The 12,714-nt window shown below is 62.4% G+C and carries 9 protein-coding genes; 1 reads left to right on the top strand and 8 read right to left on the bottom strand.

The annotated features are described in order from the left end of the window. Nucleotides 1-324 precede the first annotated feature (324 nt). Nucleotides 325-1,317: an SIS domain-containing protein gene (locus tag ACQRAJ_RS04510; RefSeq protein ID WP_427747835.1), complete on the bottom strand. Its 993-nt coding sequence runs from the start codon at nt 1,315-1,317 to the stop codon at nt 325-327. A gap of 206 nt (nt 1,318-1,523) precedes the next feature. Here ACQRAJ_RS04510 and ACQRAJ_RS04505 point away from each other — a divergent pair, with 206 nt between their 5' ends. After that, entirely contained in the window at nt 1,524-2,246 is a 723-nt protein-coding gene (locus ACQRAJ_RS04505; RefSeq protein ID WP_427747834.1) for a GntR family transcriptional regulator, read from the top strand. Nucleotides 2,247-2,267: 21 nt separating this feature from the next. On the opposite strand, the gene ACQRAJ_RS04500 is transcribed toward ACQRAJ_RS04505, so the two are convergent. From ACQRAJ_RS04500 to ACQRAJ_RS04470, 7 genes are all read right to left on the bottom strand, one after another. Continuing rightward, nucleotides 2,268-2,858, bottom strand: coding sequence for an N-acetyltransferase family protein (locus ACQRAJ_RS04500; protein ID WP_427747833.1), 591 nt, complete (start codon nt 2,856-2,858; stop codon nt 2,268-2,270). A 78-nt stretch (nt 2,859-2,936) separates the two neighbouring features. Beyond that, entirely contained in the window at nt 2,937-3,962 is a 1,026-nt protein-coding gene (locus ACQRAJ_RS04495; protein WP_427747832.1) for a threonine aldolase family protein, read from the bottom strand. 45 nt (nt 3,963-4,007) lie between these two features. Beyond that, on the bottom strand, nt 4,008-4,871 hold the full coding sequence (locus ACQRAJ_RS04490; RefSeq protein ID WP_427747831.1) for a phosphatase PAP2 family protein: 864 nt from the start codon (nt 4,869-4,871) through the stop codon (nt 4,008-4,010). A gap of 56 nt (nt 4,872-4,927) precedes the next feature. Further along, nucleotides 4,928-8,560 (bottom strand): transcription-repair coupling factor, encoded by a 3,633-nt coding sequence (gene mfd / locus ACQRAJ_RS04485; RefSeq protein WP_427747830.1) that lies wholly within the window; start codon nt 8,558-8,560, stop codon nt 4,928-4,930. Nucleotides 8,561-8,682: 122 nt separating this feature from the next. Then, a complete protein-coding gene (gene nth / locus ACQRAJ_RS04480) occupies nt 8,683-9,348 on the bottom strand; it encodes an endonuclease III (RefSeq protein ID WP_427747829.1) in 666 nt (221 codons plus the stop codon). A gap of 63 nt (nt 9,349-9,411) precedes the next feature. After that, on the bottom strand, nt 9,412-11,214 hold the full coding sequence (locus ACQRAJ_RS04475) for an ABC transporter ATP-binding protein (protein ID WP_427747828.1): 1,803 nt from the start codon (nt 11,212-11,214) through the stop codon (nt 9,412-9,414). A 127-nt stretch (nt 11,215-11,341) separates the two neighbouring features. Then, nucleotides 11,342-12,697 (bottom strand): DNA recombination protein RmuC, encoded by a 1,356-nt coding sequence (locus tag ACQRAJ_RS04470; RefSeq protein ID WP_427747827.1) that lies wholly within the window; start codon nt 12,695-12,697, stop codon nt 11,342-11,344. Nucleotides 12,698-12,714: the final 17 nt, after the last annotated feature.

Genomic DNA, 12,714 nt, shown 5'->3' with positions numbered 1-12,714 from the left:
ACTCATTGGGGACGTACTTAAATGACTAGTCATTCAGGAACGTCCCCAATGACTAGTCGTTTAAGTACGTCCCCAATGACTACCCAACGACTAGGACTGTCCCCAACTGCCGGCAGAAAGGGAACGTCCTCAACTGCCACATCTGAACCAAGGCGACTCCGATGCTTTGGCAACGTCAGCGAAAACCCGCCAGAGCGAGCAAGGTGCCTTGAAGCGAAGCGGCATTGACCTTCTGGTCATGCCGCCGAAGTTGAAAGGCAGATTGCCGCTCTGGCGGGTTTGCATCGTCGAGCCGTTACGCGGTTTGGCAAAACCGCGTAACTCCTAGTAGTCGAGCTTCCACATGTAGCGGCGCGTCATATAGTCCTTGTGGGTGACGGCAGAGAGTGCACGCATGTACACGTTGTTGAGGATCGGTGCGAAGATCAGGTGGTTGAAGTATTCGCTCACGCTGTCCTTGATGTCGTTGAGGCCGAGCTCCTTGGCGTCGAGCTGATAGACGCGCTCGCCACCGTACTGGTTGACGAAGCGGATGCCGCGCTCGTCGTTGCAGCGGCTGCGGCCGACGCTGATGAGCTGGAACAGCGAAGTGCGCTTGTCCAGGATCTCGAAGGGGCCATGGAAGAAGTCGCAGGTGTTGATGGTGCAGGAGTCGATCTGTAGCATCTCCTGCACGTTGCAGATGCTAAAGACGTAGGCGGCACCAAAGAGCGGACCTTGAGCCATCACGTTGATGCAGGGCTTGTCGGCGTTCTGCTCGGCCCACTTGGTAGCAAGCGGACGGGTGTACTCGACGGCCTTGCGATAGATGGGGTCGACCAAGTCGAAAGCGGCCATAGCGGTCTCGTACTCGGCATAGCCTTCGGTCTGCTGCGTGAGCTCCATGGCGATCATGGTCACGACGGCGGAGTTGGTGCGGCCCATGCAGGACTCGTCGACGGCCAGGCTGTCGTACTGAATCTTGTAGTCGCAGACCTCAGTGAGGGCGGATTCGTCAACATAGATGGCGATGGTGCTGGCGCCGTGGTCCTTGGCGACCTGGGCGGCGACGATAGTCTCCTTGGTGCCGCGCATGGACACGACGACGGCTAAGGTGTTCTCGTTAACGTAGGCAGGGGTGGCGTGCACGAACTCGTTGCTGGTGTAGCTGGAGCTCACGACCTGCGTGGCCTCGTGCTCCATAAAGTACTGGGCAGGATAGTTACCGCCGTTGGATCCGCCGGCGCCAATCCACACGACGCGCTTGATGCCGCCCTTGTCTGCCTTGTCGGCCAAAACCTGGGAGACGACATCCTTAACCTGTTCCTGAGTGGTCATCGTGCATCAGCCTTTCTTCTCGTTTGATGCTCATCACAGGCATACAAGTTACATACATGTTTTGGTTATGTCGACTAGTTGTATGCTATATTTGTCTTAGAAATTTTGCTGCTGTGGTTTTCGGTAGCTCGATACCAGCAGTTTTATTGTTTTATTAAATACATGCTTGCTTAGGTAAGCATACAGGTTAGATATAGGTTGGCAATATGGGCGTCACATCTAAAAAGAAACTGACCCAATACGAGCGCTTGGCGGGCACGCTGCGCGATCGCATCGCTGCCGGCACGTATGCGCGCGGAGACAAGCTGCCGTCCGAGATGGAACTCATGGACGAATCGGGGCTGTCACGCAGCACCGTACGCCACGCCCTTAAGGTGCTCGTTGATGAGGGCCTGGTGCGCACCGAGCGCGGGCGTGGCGCCTTTGTGGCCGACACGCCCGCGCTCCACGAGAACAACCTGGTGTTTTCGAGCTATACCAAGCAGGTCGAAGGCCAGGGCATGAAGCCCACCACGCGCACCGTGGACTCGGGCTTTGCCAAGGCGGCCGGCAGCATAGCTAAGTTCTTTGACGCCGCTGTGGGCAGCAAGCTCGTCAAACTTGTCCGCCTGCGCTACCTGGACGACGCGCCGCTGTGCCTGGAGACCACCTACCTGCCGCCAAGCTTCGAGACGCTCATCGATCGCGATATCAACGGTTCGCTCTACGCCACGCTGCGACAGGAGTTCCATCGCGCACCGGCACAGGGGCATAAGACCTTTGAGGTGTGCTACGCCTCGCAAAACGAGGCGTTTTTGCTCAACGTTGAGCGCGGACAGGCGCTGATCCTGATCACCGACTACGTCTACGACACCGACGGCCGACCGCTCCATGTCTCCAAGCGCATCCAACGCACCGACCGCGCCAAATACACCGAACCCATCGGCTAACCTGCCAAAATAAACCTGTCCCTAAATGGTAGGTTTGGGGAGGTCGGGGAACCAGGTTGGTTTGGGTTGGTTGGGCGTGCGCTCGGCTAGGACCAACTCCATCCAACACATGTCGTACCAGCGACCGAACTTTTGGGCGCAGCGATCGAAGGTGCCCACCAGGCGATATCCCATATGGGCATGGAAATCCTGACTGTTGTGCGTCAGGTACTCGTCGTCCTTGTCGTGCGGCACGGCGATGAGCGCGCACATGTTGGTGATGCCCATCGCGATCAGGCATTGCTTGAGCGCATCGTGCAGCTTGCGGCCCAGCCCGCCGTGGCGCACATCGCGCGCCAGGTAGATCGACGTCTCGACCGACCAGTCGTATGCCTCGCGGCTGTTGAGCGGACTCACATAGGCATAGCCTACCGGACGCCCGTCCAGCTCCATCACCAAATACGGGTAGCGCTTGAGCGTAAGCTCGATACGCCCGGCGAACTCCTCAACGCTCGGCACCTCGTATTCGCAGGTAATCGCCGTCTGGCGCACATACGGCTCATAGATGGCAAGCAACGCCGGCGCATCGTCGGGCGTCGCCAGGCGAATCGTCGGCTCGGACATTTCGGTCATACAACCCTTCCCCCTCAAAAACAAAGGCTGCCCTGCGCCAAGCTCAGGCGCAGGGCAGCCCCTTGTCACTACATCAGGCTACAGGACAGCCGCCAACGCGTCGATGTCCTCCTGCGTCGTGGCCCAGCTGGTGCAAAAGCGCACCACCGTGTGGGTCTCGTCGTACTTTTCCCAGTACTCAATCGAGGCATGCTCGCGAATGCGGGCCATGTCCTCGTTGGGCAGAATCACAAACTGCTGGTTGGTCGGCGTCTCCAAAAAGAACTGGTAGCCGCGCTCGTGCAGCACGCGACGCAGCGCCTGAGCGGTCTCGATCGCCTGGCGACCAATCTCAAAATACAGGCCGTCGGTAAAGAGCGCCTCAAACTGCACACCCGTCAGGCGGCCTTTGGCAAGCAGCGCGCCATGCTGCTTAATACGCGGAATGGGATGCGCCGGGGCGTGCATACCGCAGAACACCACAGCCTCTCCGCAGAGCGCGCCGCACTTGGTACCGCCGATGTAGAACACGTCGCACAGCTGCGCCAGCTCGGGCAGGGTAACGTCGCACTCATCGGCCGCCAGCGCATAGGCCAGGCGGGCGCCATCCACAAACAGCGGAATCTCGCGCTTCTGGCACACTGCGTGAATCGCCGCGAGCTCGGCCTTGGAGTACAGCGTGCCGTACTCGGTCGATAGGCTCACGTACACGGCACCCGGGAACACCGTGTGCTCGTAGCTCTCGTTTTCGTAGAACACCTGGATATAGTTCTCAAGGTCCTCGGCGTGCATCTTGCCCTCGTAGCCGGGGATGGTGAGCACCTTGTGGCCGCCAAACTCGATGGCGCCCGCCTCGTGGCAGGCGACGTGGCCGGTCTCGGCAGCAACGACGCCCTCGTACGGCGCGAGCAGCATGTCGATCACCGTCGCGTTGGCCTGCGTGCCGCCCACCAGAAAAAACACGTCGGCATCGGGGGCCTGACAGGCCTCGCGGATAAGCTGCTTGGCACGCTCGGTATGTGCATCGGTACCGTATCCGGGCTGCGGCTCCATATTGGTGTCGACGAGCGCCTGCAGCACCGCCGGGTGTGCGCCGTGGGAATAATCGTTGTTAAACGCGAGCATGGCAATCCTCTCTTACCGGGTATCGGCCAGATGATTCAAACGGAGCTATTGTACGCCGCTGGGATAGGCAATGCGCGCGGCAAGGCACTCAAGTGCCAGCACCAGGGCAAAACCGCAGCTCACATCACTCAAAAAGTGCGCTCCGACCACGATGCGGCCAAACGCGACGAACGCCACAACCACAGCCGCCGTCCAAAAGACCACACGACGGCGCGACGGCTTTTCCTTAAAGGCCGCTGCGGGAAGCCCGGCGAGCATAAGGCCGATTGCCGCGTGCGCCGCGTGTCCGCTCGCAAACGACTTAAAGCCGTCCTTGACTACACCGGCGGCAATATAGGCCCGCGTGTCGGGGTTGCCGATCACCCACCACGGCTGAAACTCGAGCCCCGGCGTCACCTCGATCACGCGCATGCGCGGGCGCGACCACAGTGGCTTGACGATCACGTTGAGGATGATGGCCTGAGCGACCCACACGGCAAGCACCATGAGCGCCCAGCGTGTGAGCTCGTCGGGCTCGGTCGTGCGCGTGAGGCGATAGACGATAAGGTTGGCGACGATGGCCAGCACAAACGTCAGCACCAACTGAGCCACGATGAGTTTGCCGCCAACCCTCAGGGACGAAACGATCTCGTAGCCGGTCAGGCCAACATTGACGAGGATGCCGAGCACGGCGAGCCATTTGCTCCCCCTGGAGTCGGGACGCACCGCGCGCACGAGCATAACGCCCGCGACGCTCGCCGTCAGCTCAAACGGCAGCTCGCCGGCCGCCTCGATAAAGCGGCCGTACATACTGCCGATGTTGAACAGCGCGCTCGAGATCTGATAATCGAAGAAACTGCCCACGCCCAGGCAGAGGGCAAGGATAACCGCGATAGCAGCGGCATCTTTCTTATAAATGTACCCGAACATGCTTTCCTTTCGATGGAACCAGATTGCCCAAATGGGGCGTTTACAACGTCGACCCGTTAGTCATCGTCGGACGTGCCCAGCTGCTGCAGCAGCATGAGTGCCGCGGCCACGGGGCCGGTGCCGTCGTTGGCGTCGAGACCGCGACCCAGGCCGCTGCCCGCGCCGGCGCCCGCCTTGTAGGGCACCGACAGTTTGCGGCTCTTGGGGAAGTTCACCGCGCCATAGCGGGTCTTAAGCTCATAGGCCACCTTCTTGGGAACGTCGACGCCCAAAAACGTGATGCGACCGCCGCTGAGCGTAACGCTCTCGAGCCCCAGGCGCTCGCCGCGAATGCGGATTCGCGCGCGATTGAACAGGTTGAGTCCCGCCAACGGCAGCTCGCCATGCGCGGCCTCGGTCTCTTCCTGCACCTCGTCGATGCTCTCCAGGTCCCCGGCCGCCGCAAGCTTACGGTATACGAGCACGCGCTGATCCACCGCCGGCAGGTACTCCTCGGACAAGAAGTAGTCGGCCGGCAGGTTAATACCCACGCTCGCCGCCTCCACACCGGCATCGTCGTCGCCGCGCGCCTCGGCCACGGCCTGGCCCAGCATCTGCGTAAACAGGTCAAAGCCCACGCTCGACAGGTTGCCGTGCTGCTCGGCGCCCATGAGCGAGCCGGCGCCGCGAATCTCCAGGTCGCGCATGGCGATGCGCATGCCGCTGCCCAGGTCCTGGAACTCGGAGAGTGCGGTCAGGCGTGCCGTAGCCTCCTCGGTGAGCGGCAGCTCGCCCGGGAACATAAAGTACGCGTAGGCTTGCGTGGCAGAACGGCCCACGCGGCCCTTGAGCTGGTAGAGCTGTGCCAGGCCCAAGCGCTGCGAATCCTCGATGATGAGCGTGTTGGCGGTCGCGTTGTCTATGCCGCTCTCCACGATGGTCGTGGCGATGAGCACGTCGATCTTTTTGGTCGCGAACTCGATCATCACGTCCTCGACCTCGCGAGGGCTCATCTTGCCGTGCGCCACGCCCACGCGCGCCTCGGGCGCGGCCTCGTGCACGCGTGCCACGGCGTCGTCGATGGTCTTGACGCGGTTGGACACGTAGTACACCTGGCCGCCGCGGCCCACCTCCAGGCGAATCGCCGCGCTCACCACGTCGGGGTCGTACTCCCCCACGTGCACGATCACGAGGCGGCGCCCGGTCGGTGGCGTGGTGATCAGGCTCATGTCGCGCACACCGCTCGTGGCCATCTGCATGGTTCGCGGAATAGGCGTGGCCGAAAGCGTGAGCACGTCAATCTGCTCGCGCAGGTTTTTGAGCTGCTCCTTGTGCTGCACGCCAAAGCGCTGCTCCTCGTCGATGATCACCAAACCCAGGTTCTTGGGGTTCACATCGGCCGAAAGCAAACGATGCGTGCCGATGAGCACGTCGATCGTGCCCTCGGCAAACGCCTTGAGCGCGCGCTTTTGCTGCGCCGGCGTGCGAAAGCGGCTGAGCACCTCGACCTCGAGGCCAAACGGGGCAAAGCGCTCAAAGAAGGTCTCGTAGTGCTGTTGGGCCAGAATGGTCGTGGGGCAGAGCACCATGACCTGACGGCCGGAGTCCACGCACTTAAACGCCGCGCGCAGGGCAACCTCGGTCTTGCCAAAGCCCACGTCGCCGCACAGCAGGCGGTCCATGGGCTTGGGCGCCTCCATGTCGGCCTTAATGTCGGCGATGGCCTCCAGCTGGTCGCGCGTCTCGTCGTAAGGAAAGCTCTCCTCCATCTCGATCTGCTCGGGCGTGTCGGGCGGGCAGGCGATACCGGTAATCGCCGAGCGGCGCGTATACAGATCGACCAGGTCAAACGCCAGCTTTTTGGCGTTCTTGCGCGCCTTGTTGGTGGCACGCGTCCAGTCGGCGGTGTTGAGTCTAGTCAGGCGCGGCTTGTCGCCGTCGGGACCAACATAGCGCGTGATGCGGTCGACCTGCTCGAGCGGCACGTAGAGCTTGTCGCCGTCGGCATATTCCAGCAAAAAGTAGTCGCGCTCCTTGCCGCCCACTTCCTGGCGCGCAATCTCGCTAAAGAGCGCGATGCCGTGGGTAGCGTGCACCACGTAGTCGCCCGGCTTAAACGGAAACGTGATCTGCGTAATGTCCACCTTGCGACGGCTGCGCGCGCGGTTGGCGTCCATGCGGGCATTGAGATCGGCGATCGAGAACACGGCTAGGTTGGCATCGGGCACCACCACGCCCTGCGGCAGGGCAGCATCCACAAAGGTCACGCGTCCGCGCGAGATGGTGGGTACGGCAGCACCGGCGGCAGCCTGGGCGGCGCCCGCCTCGAGCGAGCGGGCGTTGAGCGCGTCGGCCTTGCGCTCGCGAATTGCAGCATGAGCATCCTGGCGGGCAGCACGGTCGGCAGAATCTGCCGCTGCCACGCGTACGCGCTCGCCAATAACACCGGCGTTTTCGGGGGCGGCCGTCAGCGACTCCTCAAAGGTAATGCCCTCGTCGCCAAAGGTGAGCTCCATCGACTCGCGCGCTCCGCGGTCGGGAATGGCAAACACGCAGGCATAGCGCTTGCCCACGACTTCCTGAACGCGCGTCATAAAGCGGTTGTCCGAGCCTGCGATAGCCGGCTGCTCAATCTTGAGCTCTGCCGTAACCGCACCGCCGGCGCGGATCAGACTCACGTAGTTCAGGCGCTGCTGAGCACCAAAGTCGAGCTGCTGGGCGCGCACGTACAGGCCGTCCAAGCGGTCAATCCCCGCCTCGCCGGCGCGCGCCTCGATATCCTCGTAGGCACGCAGGCAGTCGTCGAACAGCGAGCGCGGCTCGGACAGAACCACAAGCGCCTTGCCGCTCACGTGCGCCAACGGGCTCACGGTCTGGCCGTACATCACCGGCAAAAAGCGATCGAGCTCGGGTGTGACGATGCGCGCATCAACCATCTCGAGCAGCGCCGCCAGCTTGCTGTCGCTCTGGCTTGCGCGATAGAGCGCCACGTGCATGTTGTGAACGGCTTCGTCGGTAAGCGCCAACTCGCGGCACGGGAAGATCTCGATGCTGTCCTCGTTGCCGATGGTTTGGCCCGTGGAGCTCACCATACGGCGAATGCGATCAATTTCGTCGCCAAAAAACTCAATGCGCACGGGCGCTTTCTCTTGTGCGGGGAATACCTCGACGGTGTCGCCGTGCACGCGGAACAGGCCGGGTGCGTCGGCGGCGCCGGCATTGGTATAGCCCATGCCCACCAGGCGCTGCGGCACTTCGTCAAAAGGAATCTCCTCGCCCACCGCAAAGGTCGTGGACTCCCAGTAGCAGCTCTCGACTGGCGGCACGCAACGCAGCAGCGCGCGGGCCGAGGCAACCATGATGCAGTTGTCCCCGCGCACGATACGCCCCAGAGCCTCGCAGCGCTGCGCCACCACGGCATCGTCGGGTGCCTGCTCGCGCCACGGATAGTCCTTGCGCTCGGGAAAGCGGCACACGTGCGCCAGGCCCACGTAGGCGGCCAGGCTGCGCGCGGCGCGATCGGCCGCGTCCTCGCCGCTCACAATGTAGACCGTAGGGCGCGGGCGGCGCGCAAACTGAGCAGCCGCCATAAGCGTGCGGCCCGACTGCGACACGGCCAGCGTCACATCCTCGCCGGCGTCGAGCCCGGCCTCGACGGTCTGCAAGGCCTCGGCAGTGTAGAGCTGCGCGGCTATACGGTGAATGAGCATGCTGTTCCTCCGGCATCGCAACGCCAAAAGCCCGCCGGGGCAAGCTCGGCGGGTCGTGCGTCAAAAGAGTATTGATTATCATGGTAGCGCATGAGGTGAACACGCCAGCGCACGCCAAACAGCTACCCCAAAACGCGCATGCTCGGGCAAAGGTCTGCCAGCGGGCACTCGTCGCACTTGGGTTTGCGGGCATCGCAGATCTCGCGGCCAAAGGTGATCCACTGGTGGTTGACCGATTCCCAATACTCGTGCGGCAAGATCTTGAGCAGATCCTGCTCGGTCTTGAGCGGCTCTTTGGCGTGCGTCTTGGGACTCAGCATCAGACGGTGCGCGATGCGGTTGACGTGCGTATCGACCGCGATGCCCTCGACAATGCCAAACCCCACGTTGAGCACGATGTTCGCCGTCTTGCGCCCAACGCCCGGCAGCTTGACAAGCTCCTTCATGTCGGCCGGCACCTCGCCACCGTAATCGGCGACGATCATCTGCGCGGCCTCCACGGCGTGCTTGGCCTTGCTCTTATAAAAGCCGAGCGACTTAATGGTATCTGCCACATCGGCAACGCTCGCCCCCGCCATGGCCTCGGGCGTGGGCCACTGGGAAAACAGCTTTGGCGTCACCTTGTTGACCTGCGCGTCGGTCGTCTGCGCCGAGAGCAACACCGCTATGAGCAGCCTATAGGGATTCTCGTGGTCCAAAAAACACTCAACCGGGCCATAGCGACGGTTGAGGCGCTCGCACACCTCAACGGCGCGCTCGCGTTTGGCGGCATTGGTCTCGCGTGGCATAACGACTCCTCGGATTGGCGGCATAACTTACCTATGGGCACGATTGTCCCACGTATGGGGTCTTTACGCCTCCAAAAATGCGCCGGTCTGGCGGCCCCACAAGCTTGCGTACTCGCCGCCTGCCTCAACAAGCTGCGCATGCGTACCGTCCTCGACAATCTCGCCGTCCGCCAGCACCACGATGCGGTCGAGCGCCGCCACGGTGGACAGGCGATGTGCCACCACAATAGAGGTGCGGCCGCGCATCAGGTTCTCAAGCGCCTCCTGCACCAGCGCCTCGGACTCACTGTCCAGGGCAGAGGTCGCCTCGTCGAGCACCAGAATCGGCGCGTCGGTGAGGATGGCACGGGCGATGGCCACGCGCTGGCGTTGGCCGCCCGAAAGCTTAACGCCGCGCTCGCCCACCATGGTGTCAATGCCCCGGGGCAGGCGGTCGATAAACTCCAGGGCATTGGCCAAGCGGGCCGCCTCGCGGATCTGTTCGTCGGTGGCGTCGGGGCGGCCGTAGGCGATGTTCTCGCGAATGGAGCGGTGAAACAGCAGCGCCTCCTGCGGCACGTAGGCAACCTGGCGACGCAGGCTCTGCTGCGTGCAGCGCGAGACATCCTGACCGTCCACGAGTACGCGACCGCCCTGTACGTCGTCCAGGCGTAGCAGCAACTTGGTGAGCGTCGTCTTGCCCGAGCCCGATTTGCCCACCAGGCCCACGCGCTGACCCGCCGCCACATGGAGCGTCAGGTCGTCGAACACGCTCTCGCCCGCCGCGGCGTCGCGGTATGCAAAGCTCAGGTGCTCAAAATCAATCGCGCCCTCGCCCACCTTGAGCTCGGGAGCGTTCTCGTCGTCTGCCACCAGACGCGGCTCGTCCAGCACGCGCGTCATCTCGGCCGCATCGCCCAGCGCGCGGTTGATGCGCTGCATCATGGAGCTTACGTAGTTCAGACGCATGGTGAGGTTGTACGTATAGGTAAAGATCATGACGAGCGCGCCGGCAGAGATGCCAAACCACGCGTTGCCGCCCGCGACGAACACGCTCACCACGGCCATGGTGATGACGATAAGGCCCGAGGTCGTAAAGTTACGCTGCATCATGGCGTGCATCGAAACCGTCTCGGCGTCGCGCGCGGCGCGGTCGGCGCTATCGAACAGGTCGCGCTCAAAGTCTTCGCGTCCGCAGGTCTTGACGGCCAGGATGTTCGTGACCGCGTCGGAAAGCACGCCCGACAGCTTGTTCTGCGCGGCGGACGTCGCGGCCGAAAGCGGCATGATGCGCTTATACATGAGCCAGACAAACGCAATGTAGACGACCATAATGCCCACCAGGATCACGGTAAACGTCGGCACCACCGGAGCGAGCGCCGCCACCGTGCAGACAACCGAGGTGATAGTGGGAATGAGCGAATACACCGTCACGTCCACCAGCCCCGTGTAGCCGCTCATAAAACGGCTCGTCTGGCTCACAAGCGATCCACCAAAACGGCTGGTGTGGAATGTCATGGATTGATTGGAGAGCGTGTCGAAGCACAAGCGCGCCAGGTGATAGTTACCCGCAATCTCGAGCTTGTAGACGGTGTAGTCCTGCAGCTTGGAGAGGATTTGGCCCACTAGGTTAACGAGCACGAGCGCCAGAATGTAGAGGCCAAAGACCTCAAACACCCGGTCGCCCGCCACGGGGCCGGCCTGGACGCGGTCGACGATAAGCGCCATCACGTAGGTGTTGGCAAACGTGAGCAAAAAGATGTAGCCCGCCGACGAGAGCACCGAGAGAAAGACGATCAGCGGCTGCGTGCGCGTGACGTCCCAGAAACGCTGTAGCGTGCGGCGCACGGTTGAGCGTTTGAGCGGACTGGTGCTTCTCTGTGACATGGGCTTCCTTTCACATATGGCGGGGCTAAACGTCATTGTTGCATACTAAAGCGCACTTCAGGCAAGCACGATGCGAAAAGCAGCGGGGCGCCCGCGTTTGCGCCGGTGCCCCACCGTCTTGTTGTGATTATTCCTCGTCTTCTTGGTCTGTGAGAAGGCCCGCGGGCGTGAGTCCCAAGATCTCATCAGCTTGGTCGGCGTCTTCCAGCGCGTCGATGTCCTTGAGTTTGCGCTCCATGACGTTGGTGCGCGTGGTGATGATGCCCTCGACCGTCTTTCCCGCGGTCTCGATTTGCTGCTGGGCGCGGCGCAGCGCCGCCTGATAGCGCGGCAGCTCGGCCTTGACGGCAGAAAGCACGCGCAGCACGTCATCGGTGCGTTTTTGCAGCCTAAACGTTTGGTAGCTCATCTGCAGGCTGTTGAGGATAGCCGCCATGGTGCTAGGGCCGGCAACGTTGACGTGATAGTCGCGACCCAGGGTCTCGATAAGTCCCGGACGACTGACAACCTCGGCGTACAGCCCCTCAAACGGCACGAACATAATGCCAAAGTTGGTCGTTGCCGGCACACTCAGGTACTTTTCGCAGATATCCTTGGCCTCGCGCTTGACCATGGCGTCGAGCGTCTTGCGCGCAGCGGCGACGGCCTCAGCGTCACCCGACTCCTGGGCGTCGAGCAGATGCTCATATGCGTCACCCGGGAATTTGGAGTCGATCGGCAGCAGCACGGGATCGCCCTCGTCTACCGGCAGCTTGACGGCAAACTCAACGCGCTCCGAGGCGCCGGGCTTGGTGGCGACGTTTTCCAGATACTGGTCGGGCGTAAGGATGTCCGCCAGGATTGCACCCAGCTGCACCTCGCCCAAAATGCCACGCGCCTTTACGTTGCCCAGCACGCGCTTAAGGTCGCCCACGCCGGTGGCGATGGACTGCATGTCGCCCAGGCCCTTGTACACGGCCTCGAGCTGGTCGCTCACCTGCTTAAACGATGCCGACAGGCGATCGTTGAGCGTGCGGGAGAGCTTCTCGTCCACCGTCGCGCGCATCTGATCGAGTTGCACGTTGTTATCTTTGCGGATAGCACCCAGCTGGGCATCGACCGTCTCGCGCACCTTGTCCAGGCGGTGCTCGATGCCCTCGCGGTTGGCACCGAGTTGTTGGGCCGTCTCGCGGCGCAGGTCATCCATCCGGTCACCAGCTTGCGAAAACTCGCGTGCGATGTTCAGGTAGCGTTGCTGCTCCACGGCCGCATCTGTCGTCTGCTGCTGCGCGATGGCATTGGCCGTGCGGCGGGTTTCGGCCAGCGCGACGTTCAGGGCATCGAGCGCGTTGTTGGCCTGCTCGAGTGCCGCCATCGCCTCCGCACCGCCATCGCTGCGCTCTCGCAGCTCGGCGCGAAGGCCCTTGAGCTGCAGGGCGCAAGCCACAGCCACTCCTACCGCTACCAAGGCGATCACGACCAGCACAATATCAACAGCAGACATAAACTCAGCCTAACAAA

It is taken from the genome of Collinsella sp. SGI.184, from assembly GCF_050313415.1.
Lineage (GTDB): Bacteria > Actinomycetota > Coriobacteriia > Coriobacteriales > Coriobacteriaceae > Collinsella.
The sequence above is the reverse complement of the archived record's forward strand: the minus strand, read 5'-3'. Positions and strand labels throughout refer to the sequence as shown.